This window comes from Gallibacterium salpingitidis, from assembly GCF_001678495.1.
Classification (GTDB): Bacteria; Pseudomonadota; Gammaproteobacteria; order Enterobacterales; family Pasteurellaceae; genus Gallibacterium; species Gallibacterium salpingitidis.
The window spans coordinates 97,833-114,337 of record NZ_JTJL01000012.1 but is presented as its reverse complement, the minus strand read 5'-3'; the positions used below and the strand labels follow the sequence as shown (position 1 = coordinate 114,337).

Genomic DNA, 16,505 nt, shown 5'->3' with positions numbered 1-16,505 from the left:
CTGCCTCTTATAAATTAATAACCTAATAAAACTCTTGGTAAAAAGAGACTAATATCAGGAATGTAAGTTACTAAGAATAATGTCAGTACCAAAACAGCATAGAAAGGTAAAAGAGGTTTAATTACTTGATTAATCTTAATTCCACCAACAGAACATCCTATAAATAATGCACTACCGACTGGTGGTGTGCATATACCAATAGAAAGATTAAATGCCATTAGAACGCCAAAATGGACAGGATCCATACCTAGTTCTGTAACAATAGGCAGAAAAATTGGGGTAAAAATAAGAAGTGCTGGAGTCATATCCATGAAGACACCAACAACTAATAGAATCACATTAATAATAAGTAGAATAATAATTGGATTATCAGAAATAGATAATAATGCATCACTAATAGTATAAGGAATATCTGCATTCGCCATAGCCCAAGACATACCCATTGAAGTCCCAATTAACAACAATACGATTGCAGTAGTAATAACAGAATCAAGGATAATTTGAGGTAATTCTTTTAATTTAACTTCACGATATACTACCATTGCTAGAATAAGAGTATAAACAACTGCAAAGGCGGAAGCTTCTGTAGCCGTAAAAATACCTCCTATAATTCCTCCCATAATGACTACAATCAATCCCAAACTCGGCAATGCATCTAATGTTTTCTTTAATGCTTCACTATACGTTGGTTTAGGTGATACTGGATAATGACGTTTTTTAGCAATAAACCCTATTACTAACATGATAGATAACCCCATCAATATCCCAGGTATATATCCTGCTAAAAATAACGCACCTATTGAAGTTCCACCAGAAATTAAAGAATAAACAATAAATGTGTTACTTGGTGGAATTAGTAATCCTGTAGGACAGGATGCAATATTAACTGCTGCAGAAAATGCGGGATCATATCCCTCTTTTTTTTGCAATGGAGACATAATACCACCCATTGCAGCACCAGAAGCTACAGCTGATCCTGAAATAGACCCAAACATCATATTAGCTAATACATTCACATGAGCAAGAGAACCAGGTAGTCTTCCACCAATCACTTTTGCAAATTCAATTAACCTCAATGCAATTCCGCCTCGATTCATAATATTTCCAGCTAAAATAAAAAACGGAATTGCTAATAAAGAAAAACTATCTAATCCTGAAGCCATCTTTTGTGCAATAACAGCAATTGCCGAATCTACAGGAAGTGACAGCATAATTGTTAGTAATGATGCGATACCAATTGAGAATGAAATTGGTACACCAATAAATAAAAATACAAAGAAACTACCACTAAGAACAAGGACTGTTGACCATTCCATAATAATATTCCTTATTAATGAGAGAATTGTTTAAAGTTTTCTAAAATATCTCGAACCAAATAAATCAGCATAAATATTCCACTAATAGGAATAGCCAAATAAACTATTCCCATCTGAATACCTATGACTGGAGAAATTTGGCCATTAGCAATAGTGTCTTGTACTAATCTCATACCGCCATAACACATAATAGAAAGCGTAAAAACAACACCAACAATATTGATACACAAATTCAATACATTTTGTTTACTTGGAGATGCTTCCAATTTTGTAGCTAATAAATCTATCGCTAAGTGTTTTTTCTGTCCTAATGCGTAAGCAGCGCCAATTAACCCTACCCAAATAAATAAAAATCTAGCCATTTCATCTGTATAAGTACTTGGTGTATTTAAGACATATCGAGAACATACTTGCCACACTATGCAGATAACTAGCACTGAACATAGCACTACACACATACTAGAAAGAATTCGATTAATAATATTAATGAATCTATTCATATCATTTACCTCTTTATATCAATTTTGGTACTCCAATTTTGATTAAAATAAATCAAATATCAATAAAATTATCTCGAATTTGTGATCTGGTTCACCAGTTAAGAAAAATTGGATTGAACTATCTAATCTTATGGCTATATTTACACCAACAATATGAACGATATTGTGAATAAACGAAAATTGGTTTACCTATTTTCAAAATAGTTAAATCATCTTATTTATTAACTGGCAGGAGATCTTTTTATGAAGAAGACTATTATTTCCGTAGCTTTAACTTCTTTACTCTCTATGGGAGTTGCATTTTCAGTTCAAGCTAAAACTATATTAAAACTTAGCCATAATAACGACAAAACACATCCTGTACACATCTCAATGCAGCATATGGCAGATGAAGTCAAAAAATTAACTAATGGAGAAGTTATTATCAGAATTTATCCAAATAGCCAGTTAGGTACACAACGTGAATCAATGGAGTTATTGCAATCTGGTTCACTTGATATGGCTAAATCAAATGCAAGTGAAATGGAAGCATTCGAACCATCTTATACTGCATTCAATGTACCTTATCTATTTAAAGACAGGGAACACTACTATCGTACTTTAAGTGATTCAGAAGTCGGTCAAAAAATTCTTCTAGTATCTAAAGATAAAGGTTTTATCGGTTTAACCTACTATGATGGTGGCGCTAGAAGTTTCTATGCTAATAAACCAATAAAAACCCCAGCAGATCTTAAAGGGATGAAGATTCGTGTACAACCTAGCCCTTCAGCTGTAGAAATGATGAAATTAATGGGGGCATCACCAACACCTTTGGCATATGGTGAACTCTATACTGCATTACAACAAAAAGTTGTAGATGGTGCTGAAAACAATGAAACTGCTTTAACTTTGGCTCGTCATGGCGAGGTGGCTAAATATTTTAGTGAAGACCAACATACTATGATTCCAGATGTTTTATTAATCAGTCTAAAATCTTGGAATAAACTTACTCCTGAACAACAAGCTGCATTAAAGAAAGCTGCTGATGAATCAATGTTATTCCATAAAGAACTTTGGACAAAAATGATTGCAGAAGAAGTTGAAAAAGCAAAAAAACAATTGAATGTTCAATTTATACAAGTGGACAAACAACCATTTGTGGAAGCAGTAAAAAGCATGCATGATGCCGCTAGACAAAATCCTACAATTAAATCATATATTGAAAGAATAGATGAATTAGGTAAATAAACTTATTCAATCTAATCACCTATTAGCGGCATTTACCAAAATGCCGTTTATTTTAATAAAAACAAGGAGTTGAATCATGAATATAGCAAAAAATCATAATTTGAAAAATAAACTGATCGTTATTTCTGGTGCTGGTGGTGTACTTTGTGCTTTTTTAGCTAAAGAACTGGCAAAAACACAAGCAAAAATTGCTTTGCTAGATATTAATTATGATGCAGCAAATAAAGTAGCGGAAGAGATTAATCAAAATGGGGGTTGTGCAAAAGCCTATAAAACAAATGTTTTAGAATTGGAAAGTATTCAAGCAACCAGAGATCAAATTCTTACAGATTTCGGTACTTGTGATATTTTAATTAATGGTGCAGGCGGTAATAATCCAAAAGCAACAACCGATAATGAATTCCATTTATTAGATTTACCAGAAAATACCAAAACCTTTTTTGAATTAGATAAATCTGGTATTGAATTTGTATTTAATCTTAATTACTTAGGTACTCTATTACCAACCCAAGTATTTGCCAAAGACATGATCGGTAAGTCTGGCGCGAGCATTATCAATATTTCTAGCATGAATGCATTCACTCCATTAACAAAGATTCCTGCTTATTCTGGTGCAAAAGCTGCAATTAGTAATTTTACTCAATGGTTAGCGGTTTATTTTTCTAAAGTGGGTATTCGTTGTAATGCAATTGCACCAGGATTCTTGGTTAGCAATCAAAATCAAGCTTTATTATTTGATGAAAATGGTAAACCAACAGCCAGAGCCAATAAGATTTTAACTAATACTCCAATGGGACGTTTTGGAGAACCGGAAGAATTACTAGGTACCTTACTATTTTTAATTGATAGTGAATACTCTAGTTTTGTAAACGGTGTTATTGTCCCTGTTGATGGTGGTTTTTCTGCTTATAGTGGAGTGTAAAATGAAACCTTTTATGGATGAAGATTTTTTATTATCAACAGAAACTGCAAAACAGTTATATCATCAATATGCAGCACCTCAACCTATTTTTGATTACCACTGTCATTTAAGTCCTAAGGATATTGCTGAAAATAGACAATTTAAGGATTTAACAGAAATATGGTTAGCTGGAGATCATTACAAATGGCGTGCAATGAGAACAGCTGGTATTGATGAAGAACTGATTACAGGTACAGCTAGCAATTATCAGAAATATCTTGCATGGGCAAAAACTGTTCCACTTTGCATTGGAAATCCGATTTACCATTGGACACATTTAGAATTACGTCGTCCTTTTGGTATCACAAATATATTATTTAACCAAGATTCTGCTGAAAAAATTTGGCATCAATGTAATGAGTTATTGCAACAACCTGAATTTTCTACACGAGGTATCTTGCAACAGATGAATGTCAAACTGATAGGAACAACTGATGATCCTATCGATTCTCTTGAATATCACCAGAAAATTACCAAAGATTCAACATTTGGAATTCAGGTTGTTCCAAGCTGGCGACCAGACAAAGTATTTAAGATCGAATTACCTAACTTCATAGATTATATTGCTGATTTGTCGGAGATAAGTAATGTAAATATCCACTCTTTTTCTACTTTGAAACTAGCACTAATAAAACGATTAGATCATTTTGATAAACATGGATGTAAATCAGCAGATCATGGTATCGAAATCGTCCGTTTCGCTTCTATCCCTAACGAACAAACATTAGACCATATTTTACAAAATCGTTTACAAGGGAAAGAACTGTCTGACTTACAAATAGCTCAATTTAATACTGCAATTCTAGTTTGGTTAGCACAACAATACTCAGAACGTAATTGGGTTATGCAAATGCACATTGGTGCTCTACGTAATAATAATACGAGAATGTTTAAATTACTTGGACCAGATAGTGGTTTTGATTCTATTGCAGATCGATGTTATGCAGAATCATTATCCCATCTTTTAGATCTTATGGATCAAACAAATTGTCTTCCTAAAACTATTCTGTATTGTTTAAATCCTAGAGATAATGAAATGATCGCTAGTATGATTGGTAATTTTCAAACTGGAGGAATCCCTGGAAAGATCCAATTTGGTTCAGGTTGGTGGTTCAATGATCAGAAAGATGGTATGGAACGACAACTACAACAATTGTCTCAATTAGGTCTATTGAGCCAATTCATTGGTATGTTAACTGATTCTCGTAGTTTCTTATCTTACACTAGACATGAATATTTCAGGCGTATTCTCTGCGAGATGATCGGCAAATGGGTAGAAAATGGAGAAGCACCAAACGACATTAACCTATTAGGAACAATGGTAAAGAATATCTGTTTCAACAATGCTCAGAAATATTTTAAATAATACTTCTAACAAAAAAACCGCCATTCCGGCGGTTTTTTATTGCTAAATGATTAATTATTTAGAGATATGAGCAACTAAGTCTAATACTTTGTTTGAGTAACCAGTTTCGTTGTCATACCAAGAAACAACTTTAACGTAAGTATCAGTTAATTGGATACCTGCTTTAGCATCGAAAATAGAAGTTAATGAGCAGCCATTGAAGTCTGTAGATACTACGTCATCTTCTGTATAACCTAAAACGCCTTTTAATTCATTTTCAGAAGCACGTTTCATTTCTGCACAGATTTCAGCATAAGTTGCTGTTTTTTCTAAGTTAACTGTTAAGTCAACAACAGATACGTTTGGAGTAGGTACGCGGAATGCCATACCAGTTAATTTACCATTTAATGCTGGGATAACTTTACCTACTGCTTTAGCAGCACCAGTTGATGAAGGGATGATGTTTTGAGAAGCACCACGACCACCACGCCAGTCTTTAGCTGATGGACCATCTACAGTTTTTTGAGTAGCTGTAGTTGCGTGAACAGTTGTCATTAAACCGTCTTTGATACCCCATTTGTCATTTAATACTTTAGCAATTGGTGCTAAGCAGTTAGTTGTACAAGATGCGTTAGAAACGATATCTTGACCAGCATAGCTATCAAAGTTAACACCATTTACGAACATTGGAGTGCTGTCTTTTGACGGACCAGTCATAACAACTTTTTTCGCACCTGCAGTGATGTGTTTACGAGCTGTTTCATCAGTTAAGAATAAACCTGTTGCTTCAACTACTACATCAACACCGATTTCGTTCCATTTTAAGTTTGCTGGATCACGTTCAGCAGTAACACGAATTGTTTTACCGTTTACTACTAAGTTACCATCTTTAACTTCAACAGAACCGTCGAAACGACCGTGAGTTGAATCATATTTCAACATATATGCCATGTAATCAACATCGATTAAGTCGTTGATACCAACAACTTCGATGTCATCACGATGTTGAGCTGCACGGAAAACGATACGACCGATACGGCCAAAGCCATTAATACCAATTTTAATTGCCATAGTATTTTTACCTATATTAAATGTTAAACAAAAATCTAATTAAACCACGTTTAATCCTATAAAAATAAAATTAACCATGGTGTAACTGCGGCGAATTATAGCATAAACTTCTTTTTTACGAAAATCCGCCATTGTGCAATCGCAAGATAACAGATAACTTTTTTGTGATCTACATCAAATTTTATTCATTAAAGTTTTCTGGCAAATGTTGTTGCATAGATGACCAGATTAATCCACTTTCAATTCCATATTGACGGATACATGGTCTGACCTGTTCTACCTCGCCAGCCTGACAAATTGCATGTAGCTGATGATAAAATTTTAAGGCCAATTCGCGACTTAATGGATTAGAAAAATAAAAACGTCCTACACGCTCATATAAGCTTTTTAAACTATTTAAAATTAAGCCATACACTGGATTATGAGATGCAAACGCCAATTTGCGAAATAAATCATAATCAAATGCAGTATAAGCTTCTGCTGTATCTTTAAGCTTAGCTAATGGTTCAAAAATCGTGAGAGATTCTTCCTTAGCAATACGAAATGCTTTACTAATATAAATTGCAGAGATATTCGTTCTTGCAGAGAGAATATTGGCAATAATTGTTGGTACACGCGTACCGTCCAATTTAATCAAGGCTTCTAAAATATTCAGCCCTGAAGTTTCCCAAATATCATTAACTCGAGTTGGCTTACCATGCTGAATACTTAGCCAGCCATCGCGCGCTAAGCGTTGCAAGACTTCACGCAACGTTGTACGTGTTACGCCGATTTTATCCGCTAATTCTCGTTCCGCTGGAAGATCGCTCCCCGGTGGGAAATGATTATTCCAAATACTTCTAATTATGTACTCTTCCGCCAATCCAGCTGGACTATGTGCTTTGATGACATCATTATTTACTGCCGCCATTACCTTACCTTGTTGTTCTATTTCAACATAGAGAACTGATAAAACCTTTTTCTTTACAACTATTACTAAAAAAGGATTATATACTGCTCTTTATTACTTATATTTTGTGCGTTTCACACTATAAATTGCTCATAGTAAATGAAAAAGATAAAAATCTTTGATCATTCACAAATAAACCTAACATCGAGTGAAATAAATTTGCAAGATTGTATTACAATCGGGCCAGTTGTAAATTAAAAAAACACAACATTTTGAGAAATATAATCTAAAGTCTATGGAGATGACGGTATGACCTATTTGCAAGCAGGTATGCAAAATTTTTTAGGGCAAAGTCCAAATTGGTACAAATTACTAATTATCGGCTTCTTAATTATTAATCCTCTTATTTTCTACGTTGATCCCTTTCTAGCTGGATGGCTGCTTGTAGCAGAATTTATCTTCACGCTTGCCATGGCATTAAAATGTTATCCATTACAACCTGGCGGCTTACTTGCTCTAGAATCGGTCATTATTGGAATGACGACACCAGAACATATCAAACATGAAATTATGGCCAATTTTGAAGTGATTATGTTATTGATGTTTATGGTGGCTGGTATCTATTTTATGAAGCAATTATTGCTGTTTCTCTTCACTAAATTGTTACTCGCTATTCATTCTAAAATCACCTTATCTTTAGCTTTCTGTATTAGTGCCGCTTTCCTCTCTGCTTTCCTTGATGCTCTAACCGTTGTCGCTGTTGTTATTAGTGTATGTATGGGCTTTTATGGTGTTTATCACAAAATAGCTTCAGGAAATAAATTTGATGATTCCACTGATATTACTAATGATGACAAAATTACTAGCGCTAAGAAAACATTAGAAGAGTTCCGCGCATTTTTACGCAGCTTAATGATGCATGCTGGAGTAGGGACAGCATTAGGTGGCGTAATGACAATGGTGGGCGAACCACAAAACTTAATTATCGCTGAACAAGCTGGCTGGCATTTTGGTGAGTTCTTCTTCCGTATGGCACCAGTCACCATACCCGTATTAATTTGTGGTTTATTCACCTGTTACATTTTGGAAAAATTTAAATTATTCGGTTATGGTGCACATTTACCGCGTCGTGTTTGGTTAGTGTTAGCAATTCTAGATCGCAGCCAAAGTGAAAAAATGACTCGCAACGATCGTATTAAATTGGCAATCCAAGCCATTATCGCAGTTTGGTTGATTATTGGTCTTGCTTTCCACCTTGCTGCAGTAGGCTTAATTGGTTTAACCATTATTATTCTTACTACTTCATTCTGTGGTATTACCGATGAACATACTATTGGTCGTGCCTTCCAAGAATCATTACCATTTACTGCATTACTCGTTGTCTTCTTCACAGTTGTTGCAGTAATTATTGACCAACATCTTTTCGGTGGCATTATTCAATTTGTATTAAGTGCTAATGAAAGCTCACAATTAATGTTGTTCTACATTTTCAACGGACTATTATCCTCTATTTCAGATAATGTTTTCGTTGGTACCGTTTATATTAATGAGGCAAAAGCGGCATTAGAGGCTGGCAAAATTACCCTTTCCCAATTTGAAAACATTGCCATAGCTATCAACACTGGTACTAATCTACCGTCTGTTGCAACACCAAATGGGCAAGCTGCATTCTTATTTTTATTAACTTCATCATTTGCCCCATTAATTCGTTTATCTTATGGTAGAATGGTGCTTATGGCGTTACCTTATACTATTGTGTTATCTCTTGTAGGCTTAATTGGCGTTGAGTTCTTCTTACCGGAACTTGCTGCATTATTTACACAATGGGGATTAATTCCAGCACCACATATTCCACCAGTACATTAAAAAGGATAGGCGATGCTCACTTTATTTAAATCTTGGTCTTTAACACGAACAGCTTGGCTAATTATGGCGCTATCCGGTTTAGCGCTTGAGGGTACAGCCCTCTATTTTCAACATGGTATGGGATTACATCCTTGTGTTATGTGTATTTATGAACGTGTTGCATTGCTTGGCGTAATTTTTGGTGCATTAATTGGTGCTATTTATCCTGCTTCTTTATTAGTTAGGATCGCAGGCATTGTTGTCGGAGCGTGGGGTGCAATTAAAGGTCTATTATTAGCATTAGAACATGTTGATTTACAACTTAATCCTGCGCCTTGGAAACAATGTGAATTCCGTCCTGACTTTCCACAAACCTTACCGCTAGATCAATGGTTTCCACAAATTTTCCAAGCTAGCGGTTCTTGCAGTGATATCACATGGCGTTTTCTTGGTTATACTATGCCGCAATGGTTAGTAGTTGTTTTTGCTATCTATATTGTTATCTGGCTATTCGTTGCATTAAGCCAATTTAAACGTGGTTATTCAACACGCCAAAGACGCCTATTTAAATATTAATATTCCTAAAGAGATAAGGATAAATTTCATATATGAATTTATCCTTTCTTTTTATGTTTTCATTGCCAAGGATAAAATATGATTGATGTCAGACACTCAGTACAAAAATATATTGATTGGGTTATTCGGTTAGGACGTTTACGTTTTTCCATTCTCGGTATTGCGGTATTAGCTGTCTTTGCGCTCTGTGTGCAAATTCTGCTTAGCATTTTTGTTACTGGACAAATCTATTGGATGGACATCATTCGCTCCATTAGCTTTGGTTTAATTTCAGCGCCTTTTGTTATCTATTTTTTCAATGTTATCGTAGAAAAATTAGAACGTTCTCGTCAGCGTTTACATGAATCCAATCAAGAACTCTCTAGAACTCTCGTACTATTAGAGAAAGAGATCAAGGAAAAAAATAAAGCACAACTTGCCTTGCAACAAAAAGCTGATTTTCTACGCTCATTTATTGATGCTTCACCCGATCTAGTCTTTTCTCGTTCAGAAAATGGTAAATTTCTCGAATGTAATCGTGCCATGGAATTATTGACTGGAAAAAGTGAAAGTGACTTAAAAGGTTTAACCATTGCCGAAACCTTTCCAAAGGATATTGCAAAATATATTGAAGGTACTGATAAAGCCGTATTAGAAAATAATATTGGTATGACTTATGAACAATGGTTTAAATATCCAAATGGCAAATTAGCCTGTTTTGAAATTAGGAAAGTCCCTTATTATGACCAAATTAATCAGCAGCACTGCTTGCTCGGTTTCGGTCGTGATATTACCGAACACAAACGCTACCAAGAAACTATCGAAAAGGCGAATCGTGATAAATCGACACTGATGGCAACCATTAGTCACGAATTACGTACTCCATTAAATGGTATTATCGGTTTAAGCCGTATTCTTTTAGATAGCCAGCTTAATGAAAAACAACGTAATTATTTGCACACTATCAATGTAAGCGCCGTTTCACTTGGTCATATTTTTAGCGATATCATTGACTTAGAAAAATTAGACTCACGCCGAATTCAGCTCTATAAAAAAGAAACGGATGTATTACGTCTATTAAGCGATATTGATAATTTTGCTACCTTTATGGCAAACCAAAAAAATCTCTATTTCAAATTAGAGTACGATGATAACTTGCCAAATTTCTTAATGTTGGACTATGCACGTATTTCACAAATCCTATGGAATTTAATCAACAATGCCGTTAAATTCACTACGGTGGGTGGTTTAACATTACGTTTTTCTCGTTTAGATCAACAGACTTATAGTTTTGCACTCACCGATACCGGCGTTGGTATCCCACAATCTGAACAGAAAAAAATCTTTGCTATGTATTATCAAGTCCGAGCCGGTAATCAAAAAGCACTTGGTAGTGGTATTGGACTATCGATCTCAAAACGTATTGCCAAACTAATGAATGGTAATTTGACGGTACAGAGTGAACCAGGCAAAGGTTCCACATTTACCTTTACCTTCAAAGCGGAAGAGGCGATTAAATTGCCGCCGATTGTCACTATTCCGGAATTACAACATCTCTCTATCTTATTAGTGGAAGATATTGAAATTAATGTTATTGTTGCTCGCTCGGTCTTAGAGAAACTAGGTTATCAAGTTGATGTAGCTATGACGGGTAAAGATGCCATCAAAATGTGCGAAGAAAAACAATATGATTTGGTATTACTGGATATTCATTTACCAGATATGACCGGTTTTGAAGTTGCAGAATATTTACATCAACAATATGAACAAGAAAAATATGATTATCTGCCACCATTAGTCGCCCTCACTGCAAATGTTGTTGCAAATAAACAAGACTACTTTAAGCATGGTATGGATGATGTATTACAAAAACCACTTTCACTCGATGCACTCAACCAATGTTTGCTTTCTTTATTTGATTTACAACCACAAACTGTCGAATCAGAAGAATCTGTTACAGAGCCTACAATACTCAACAAAACTAAAGATTCAGAACTTTGGCAAAAATTAGATGTAATGATGTTGAATGAGTTATCCAATATTCTTGGTAAAAAGACGATTCAAAACAATCTCAATTTGTTCTCATCAATGATGCCAGACTATATGCAAGAGTTAGTACATTTAGCAGAAGCTTACCGTCAAGATCAGCAGCATAAACAAGCGCTTTGTGAAATTGCGCATAAAATTAAAGGCGCAGCTTCGTCCGTAGGTTTAAAACAGTTACAAGAAATTAGTAAACATATTCAAGATGGCGAAGAGCCTGATTGGGAACAGCATTTAAACGAACGTATTGAGCAATTACAGCAATGGCAGCAACATACTGAATACTTACAACACTGGCTCGATCAAAAGTATTAAGTGAAATATGCAAAACTTTATTTTTTTACATGGTTTTCTTGGTTCCAGTGAAGACTGGAACGCTGTTGTAGCACACTTACCTAATAAGGTACGTTGTTACTGTTTAGATTTACCAGGACATGGCAAAAATACCCATATTCAAGTCAAAGATTTTGCCAACACCGCAGCGTGGTTATCGCAACAAATTTACCAATGCGTGCAACAACAACCTTATCATTTGATAGGATACTCTTTGGGTGGGCGCTTAGCTGCCTACTTTGCGACACAAACTGCCTTTCCAGTATATGCTTTACAAAAAGTGTGTTTAGAAGGGGCGAATTTAGGGCTTACTTGCCAACAAGAACAAGATTTACGTTGGCAAAATGATCTATCTTGGGCTACTCGTTTTGCTGAAGAACCAATTTATACGGTATTACAGGATTGGTATCAGCAAGCTGTATTTGCTGATCTTAACGATCAACAACGCCAACAGTTAATTCAATTAAGAGCGAATAACCAACCACAATCCTTGAGTAAAATGTTATTAGCAACATCATTAGCTAAACAACCTAAATTATGGCAAATCATTCGTTCACAACCAGAAAAATTTCACTATTTATGTGGTGAAAACGATCAAAAATTTCGCCAACTCGCCGAAAAACAACAATTAAACCTAACATTAATTAGTAAAGTTGGGCATAATGCGCATGTTCATCAGCCAACCGAGTTTGCTGCTAAGTTGGCTACCCTATTTTGTCAATAAAAAAGGAAAATCTATGTTATATCCAAGTGAAGACTTTTTATATGCACCAGTTGAATGGCAAGATTGCAGTGCAGGTTATACCGATATTTTGTATCACAAATCTACTGACGGTATCGCTAAAATTACGATTAACCGTCCTCAAGTTCGCAATGCGTTTCGTCCACAAACCGTTAAAGAGATGATCCAAGCTTTTGCTGACGCACGTTTTGATGAAAAAATCGGTGTAATTGTACTAACTGGACAAGGTGAAAAAGCCTTCTGTTCAGGTGGCGATCAAAAAGTGCGCGGTGATTACGGTGGTTATAAAGATGATCAAGGGGTACATCATTTGAATGTACTTGATTTCCAACGTGATATTCGTACCTGTCCAAAACCAGTAGTCGCAATGGTAGCTGGCTATGCGATCGGCGGTGGTCATGTTTTACATATGATGTGTGATCTAACCATTGCTGCAGAAAATGCCATTTTTGGTCAAACAGGTCCAAAAGTAGGTTCTTTTGATGGCGGTTGGGGTGCTTCTTATATGGCTCGTATCGTAGGACAAAAGAAAGCTCGTGAAATTTGGTTCCTTTGCCGTCAATACAATGCGCAAGAAGCGCTAGATATGGGGCTCGTTAATACTGTGGTGCCATATGCTGATTTAGAGAAAGAAACGGTGCGTTGGTGTCGTGAAATGTTACAAAATAGCCCGATTGCATTGCGTTGCTTAAAAGCTGCACTTAATGCAGACTGCGATGGACAAGCTGGCTTACAAGAGCTGGCAGGTAACGCAACAATGTTATTCTATATGACTGAAGAGGGACAAGAAGGCCGTAATGCCTTTAATGAAAAACGCCAACCTGACTTTAGTAAATTTAAACGTAATCCTTAATCTGATAAGTGGTCAGCAAATGCTGACCATTTATTTTCTATAATTTTCATACAAAGCAAGGATCAACTATGACTATACGCAAATACTTATCCTATCAACCACAACTTGGTGAACATGTTTATATTGATGAAGCCGCCACAGTAATCGGGAAAGTATGGTTAGCTGATCAAGTATCAATTTGGCCAGGTGCAGTATTACGCGGCGATGTTAATGATATTCGCATTGGTGCGCGCAGCAATGTTCAAGATTTAAGTGTTTTGCATACTACGAGAAGCAGTGAAAGCAATCCGCAAGGCTCGCCTTTACATATCGGCGAAGATGTCACCATTGGTCATCACGTGACACTACATGGCTGCACCATAGGCAATCGCGTATTAGTCGGTATGGGAACGATTATTCTTGATGATGCAATTATTGAAGATGATGTCATTATCGGCGCTGGTAGTTTAGTACCACCAAGAAAACGTTTAATAAGTGGTTATCTTTATCTAGGTTCACCAGTTAAACAAGTGCGACCATTAACAGAGAGTGAGCGTGCCTTTTTACCTATTTCAGCACAAAATTATGTGACTACTGCCGCTGAATATCAGCAAACTGATCAATAAAATTTATCACTGAAATTTTCTAAAAATGCTAAGTACCTTAACTACAAAATACTTAGCATTTTTACCATTATTTATTCCTTACCTCGCAAAGAGATCTCTCCAATCGCAAAAGCTTTAATCTCTCCTTGTTCAGTTTGCAACAACAATTCTCCTTGTGCCGTAATACCTTGTTCAATACCGCTCAATTGTTGCTTCTCCAATAATAATTTTACTGGTTGCTGATAAAAAAGATCATATTGCTGCCATTCTGCTAACAACGGTGTTAACCCCTGTTCACTAAATAGATCCAACACACTATTTAACTGCAAAATTAACTCTTTAATCACTAGATTACGATCGATTTTTTGCTGCTGGCTCAACATTGCAATCGGTTGATCTAAAGTAATTTCCGTTGGCAAAGCTACATTCAAACCTATACCAATCACTACTTGGTAATGTGATAAATCGGAATGTTGCTTCATCTCAATCAGAATTCCACCCAATTTCTTTCCCGCTAGCCAAATATCATTTGGCCATTTTAATTGCACTTGTTGGAAATTTAACAGTGTCAACGCTCTGGCTACCGCAATTCCAATTGCTAGGCTTAAGCCTGATAAAGGAATATCTTTAGCAAAGGTACGATAAAAACTTAAAATCACTTGTCCTGCAAAAGGTGAAAGCCATTTACGGCCACGCCGGCCACGCCCTGCTGTTTGATATTCTGCTAAACAGACACTGTTATTTGCTAATTCCCGTAAATGATCTAAAACATACTGATTAGTCGAATCAATTACCGGTTTAATAATAAGATGATTGTGTGGTAATGCTTGTTGTAAAAAATCGCGATCTAATAATTCAGCGGTTGGTAACCAATAACAATGTTGCTCTTCTTTGATTAGCTGAATTCCCGATTGTTGTAATTGTTCCAACTCCGTCATTAATGTTGCACTGTCTAGCGCTAAAGTTTGACAAATTTGCGAATAAGTATGTGGTTTAGCGTCTGCCAATAAAGTTAATAGGGCTATATTCATTATCTATTTTCACTCGTCCAGCTTCTAACAATGCAGAAGCTATAATTCCTATCGAAAATGCGTATAATACATGGCATTTGTGTTTATCTCTAACAATTATGAATAAAGTATCACAAACCACATTAGTACCGCATAGCGCTGAACAAATGTATCACTTAGTGAATCAATATCAACTCTATCCTCAATTTCTACCTGGTTGTGTTGCTAGCCAAACCTTGCAACAACAAGGTAATGAATTGGATGCAGAGTTAGTGGTAAGTAAAGCAGGGATTCGTTTAGCCTTTACTACACATAATACAATGACTCCTTACCAATCAATCCAGATGAAATTGGTTAAGGGGCCATTTAAACAACTACAAGGCGAATGGCGTTTTTTACCCTTAGATGAATTTTCATCACAAATCAGCCTGCAATTACAATTTGAATTCAGCAACGCTTTAGTGGAAAAGATGTTTGGCAAAATATTCCAACAACTTACCTCACAAATGGTGCAAGCCTTTAAGCAACGTGCCAAGGAGATTTATCATGGCTGAAATTAATGTTGAAGTCACATACGCACTACCACAACAATTTTTCTTAAAAAAAGTCCGTTTGCCAGAGGGCTGCAATGTACAATCAGCCATTTTACAATCCGGCGTATTACAAGTATTCCACGATATTGATCTACGCGAAAATAAAGTCGGCATTTTCGGTCGCTTAGCGAAATTAACTGACATTTTGCAAGAAGGAGATCGCGTCGAAATTTATCGTCCTTTATTAGCCGATCCAAAAGAAATTCGTCGTAAACGTGCTGCACAGCAACAATTAGAACAACAGCAACAGAAAGAATTGGAAAAACAACAACGTAAAGAAGAAAATGCTAAGGGAAATGCCTAAATGTCTAAGCAAAAAAACGCTTCTCTACATAAACCGGCGATGATTATTTTTGTCATATTGTTACTCATTATCATCGTACCTTATGCAATATCAATTCAACTTGGCTGGTTATTACCGGAATGGCTGGCCTTTATTTACAGCATTGTCATTGTCTTATTGACTGCTCCGACATTAATGTTTCATTTACCATTACAATCCGCAAACTTAATTCCTTTACCACACTCGGTTTTAGGCTGGAGCTTAGGTATTTTCCTATTATTATTCTGCCTTTATAGCCTTAGTTTAGCGCTAACACTTATGACCAGTTTTAAAATATCAAAAGAGAAAAAATAAT

At 35.8% G+C, this 16,505-nt stretch carries 17 protein-coding genes; 12 read left to right on the top strand and 5 right to left on the bottom strand.

Annotated features, from left to right (window positions below):
• Positions 1-14: 14 nt before the first annotated feature.
• Together QS62_RS03435 and QS62_RS03430 are read right to left on the bottom strand one after the other, a co-directional pair.
• Positions 15-1,316 (bottom strand): TRAP transporter large permease, encoded by a 1,302-nt coding sequence (locus tag QS62_RS03435; protein WP_066105932.1) that lies wholly within the window; start codon positions 1,314-1,316, stop codon positions 15-17.
• 14 nt (positions 1,317-1,330) lie between these two features.
• Positions 1,331-1,816, bottom strand: a complete 486-nt coding sequence (locus tag QS62_RS03430) for a TRAP transporter small permease (protein ID WP_066105929.1) — start codon at positions 1,814-1,816, stop codon at positions 1,331-1,333.
• A 243-nt stretch (positions 1,817-2,059) separates the two neighbouring features.
• Between QS62_RS03430 and QS62_RS03425 the strand changes: the two genes are divergently transcribed.
• The 3 genes from QS62_RS03425 to uxaC all read left to right on the top strand — a co-directional run bounded on the left by QS62_RS03425 (position 2,060) and on the right by uxaC (position 5,370).
• A complete protein-coding gene (locus QS62_RS03425; RefSeq protein ID WP_066105927.1) occupies positions 2,060-3,043 on the top strand; it encodes a TRAP transporter substrate-binding protein in 984 nt (327 codons plus the stop codon).
• A gap of 76 nt (positions 3,044-3,119) precedes the next feature.
• Complete coding sequence (locus tag QS62_RS03420; protein WP_066105924.1) at positions 3,120-3,965, top strand: SDR family oxidoreductase; 846 nt, start codon at positions 3,120-3,122, stop codon at positions 3,963-3,965.
• A gap of 1 nt (position 3,966) precedes the next feature.
• Positions 3,967-5,370, top strand: a complete 1,404-nt coding sequence (gene uxaC / locus QS62_RS03415; protein WP_066105919.1) for a glucuronate isomerase — start codon at positions 3,967-3,969, stop codon at positions 5,368-5,370.
• 54 nt (positions 5,371-5,424) lie between these two features.
• Here the strand turns inward: uxaC and gapA are convergent, their stop codons facing one another.
• Both gapA and fadR read right to left on the bottom strand, forming a co-directional pair.
• The gene (gapA, locus tag QS62_RS03410; RefSeq protein ID WP_066105916.1) at positions 5,425-6,420 is read right to left on the bottom strand and encodes a glyceraldehyde-3-phosphate dehydrogenase; all 996 of its coding nucleotides are present in this window, start codon (positions 6,418-6,420) and stop codon (positions 5,425-5,427) included.
• Positions 6,421-6,601: 181 nt separating this feature from the next.
• Positions 6,602-7,330 carry a fatty acid metabolism transcriptional regulator FadR gene (fadR, locus tag QS62_RS03405; RefSeq protein ID WP_066105913.1) on the bottom strand — a complete coding sequence of 243 codons (729 nt, stop codon included), beginning with the start codon at positions 7,328-7,330 and terminating at the stop codon, positions 6,602-6,604.
• A 288-nt stretch (positions 7,331-7,618) separates the two neighbouring features.
• Here fadR and nhaB point away from each other — a divergent pair, with 288 nt between their 5' ends.
• The 6 genes from nhaB (at position 7,619) to QS62_RS03375 (ending at position 14,285) form a co-directional block, all read left to right on the top strand.
• Complete coding sequence (gene nhaB, locus QS62_RS03400; RefSeq protein WP_066105909.1) at positions 7,619-9,175, top strand: Na(+)/H(+) antiporter NhaB; 1,557 nt, start codon at positions 7,619-7,621, stop codon at positions 9,173-9,175.
• A gap of 12 nt (positions 9,176-9,187) precedes the next feature.
• A complete protein-coding gene (gene dsbB, locus QS62_RS03395; protein ID WP_066105906.1) occupies positions 9,188-9,730 on the top strand; it encodes a disulfide bond formation protein DsbB in 543 nt (180 codons plus the stop codon).
• A gap of 78 nt (positions 9,731-9,808) precedes the next feature.
• Complete coding sequence (locus QS62_RS03390; RefSeq protein WP_066105904.1) at positions 9,809-12,067, top strand: ATP-binding protein; 2,259 nt, start codon at positions 9,809-9,811, stop codon at positions 12,065-12,067.
• A gap of 7 nt (positions 12,068-12,074) precedes the next feature.
• Positions 12,075-12,809 carry a 2-succinyl-6-hydroxy-2,4-cyclohexadiene-1-carboxylate synthase gene (gene menH, locus QS62_RS03385; protein ID WP_066105900.1) on the top strand — a complete coding sequence of 245 codons (735 nt, stop codon included), beginning with the start codon at positions 12,075-12,077 and terminating at the stop codon, positions 12,807-12,809.
• A 13-nt stretch (positions 12,810-12,822) separates the two neighbouring features.
• Complete coding sequence (gene menB, locus QS62_RS03380) at positions 12,823-13,680, top strand: 1,4-dihydroxy-2-naphthoyl-CoA synthase (protein ID WP_066105897.1); 858 nt, start codon at positions 12,823-12,825, stop codon at positions 13,678-13,680.
• Positions 13,681-13,748: 68 nt separating this feature from the next.
• Positions 13,749-14,285 (top strand): gamma carbonic anhydrase family protein, encoded by a 537-nt coding sequence (locus QS62_RS03375; protein ID WP_066105894.1) that lies wholly within the window; start codon positions 13,749-13,751, stop codon positions 14,283-14,285.
• A 71-nt stretch (positions 14,286-14,356) separates the two neighbouring features.
• Here the strand turns inward: QS62_RS03375 and birA are convergent, their stop codons facing one another.
• Positions 14,357-15,295, bottom strand: a complete 939-nt coding sequence (gene birA / locus QS62_RS03370) for a bifunctional biotin--[acetyl-CoA-carboxylase] ligase/biotin operon repressor BirA (protein ID WP_066105891.1) — start codon at positions 15,293-15,295, stop codon at positions 14,357-14,359.
• Positions 15,296-15,393: 98 nt separating this feature from the next.
• Between birA and QS62_RS03365 the strand changes: the two genes are divergently transcribed.
• The 3 genes from QS62_RS03365 to QS62_RS03355 are packed head-to-tail and all read left to right on the top strand — an operon-like array spanning position 15,394 to position 16,504.
• Entirely contained in the window at positions 15,394-15,828 is a 435-nt protein-coding gene (locus QS62_RS03365; protein WP_066105886.1) for a type II toxin-antitoxin system RatA family toxin, read from the top strand.
• The gene (locus tag QS62_RS03360; RefSeq protein WP_066105884.1) at positions 15,821-16,171 is read left to right on the top strand and encodes an RnfH family protein; all 351 of its coding nucleotides are present in this window, start codon (positions 15,821-15,823) and stop codon (positions 16,169-16,171) included. Before QS62_RS03365 ends, QS62_RS03360 begins: the two co-directional genes overlap by 8 nt.
• Positions 16,172-16,504, top strand: coding sequence for a hypothetical protein (locus QS62_RS03355; RefSeq protein WP_066105880.1), 333 nt, complete (start codon positions 16,172-16,174; stop codon positions 16,502-16,504). It begins immediately after the preceding gene.
• The last annotated feature ends 1 nt before the right edge of the window (position 16,505 follow it).

Coding starts and splice junctions, on each gene's coding strand:
- QS62_RS03435 (WP_066105932.1), bottom strand. CDS start 1,316: ATGGAATGGTCAACAGTCCTTGTTCTTAGTGGTAGTTTCTTTGTATTT.
- QS62_RS03430 (WP_066105929.1), bottom strand. CDS start 1,816: ATGAATAGATTCATTAATATTATTAATCGAATTCTTTCTAGTATGTGT.
- QS62_RS03425 (WP_066105927.1), top strand. CDS start 2,060: ATGAAGAAGACTATTATTTCCGTAGCTTTAACTTCTTTACTCTCTATG.
- QS62_RS03420 (WP_066105924.1), top strand. CDS start 3,120: ATGAATATAGCAAAAAATCATAATTTGAAAAATAAACTGATCGTTATT.
- uxaC (WP_066105919.1), top strand. CDS start 3,967: ATGAAACCTTTTATGGATGAAGATTTTTTATTATCAACAGAAACTGCA.
- gapA (WP_066105916.1), bottom strand. CDS start 6,420: ATGGCAATTAAAATTGGTATTAATGGCTTTGGCCGTATCGGTCGTATC.
- fadR (WP_066105913.1), bottom strand. CDS start 7,330: ATGGCGGCAGTAAATAATGATGTCATCAAAGCACATAGTCCAGCTGGA.
- nhaB (WP_066105909.1), top strand. CDS start 7,619: ATGACCTATTTGCAAGCAGGTATGCAAAATTTTTTAGGGCAAAGTCCA.
- dsbB (WP_066105906.1), top strand. CDS start 9,188: ATGCTCACTTTATTTAAATCTTGGTCTTTAACACGAACAGCTTGGCTA.
- QS62_RS03390 (WP_066105904.1), top strand. CDS start 9,809: ATGATTGATGTCAGACACTCAGTACAAAAATATATTGATTGGGTTATT.
- menH (WP_066105900.1), top strand. CDS start 12,075: ATGCAAAACTTTATTTTTTTACATGGTTTTCTTGGTTCCAGTGAAGAC.
- menB (WP_066105897.1), top strand. CDS start 12,823: ATGTTATATCCAAGTGAAGACTTTTTATATGCACCAGTTGAATGGCAA.
- QS62_RS03375 (WP_066105894.1), top strand. CDS start 13,749: ATGACTATACGCAAATACTTATCCTATCAACCACAACTTGGTGAACAT.
- birA (WP_066105891.1), bottom strand. CDS start 15,295: ATGAATATAGCCCTATTAACTTTATTGGCAGACGCTAAACCACATACT.
- QS62_RS03365 (WP_066105886.1), top strand. CDS start 15,394: ATGAATAAAGTATCACAAACCACATTAGTACCGCATAGCGCTGAACAA.
- QS62_RS03360 (WP_066105884.1), top strand. CDS start 15,821: ATGGCTGAAATTAATGTTGAAGTCACATACGCACTACCACAACAATTT.
- QS62_RS03355 (WP_066105880.1), top strand. CDS start 16,172: ATGTCTAAGCAAAAAAACGCTTCTCTACATAAACCGGCGATGATTATT.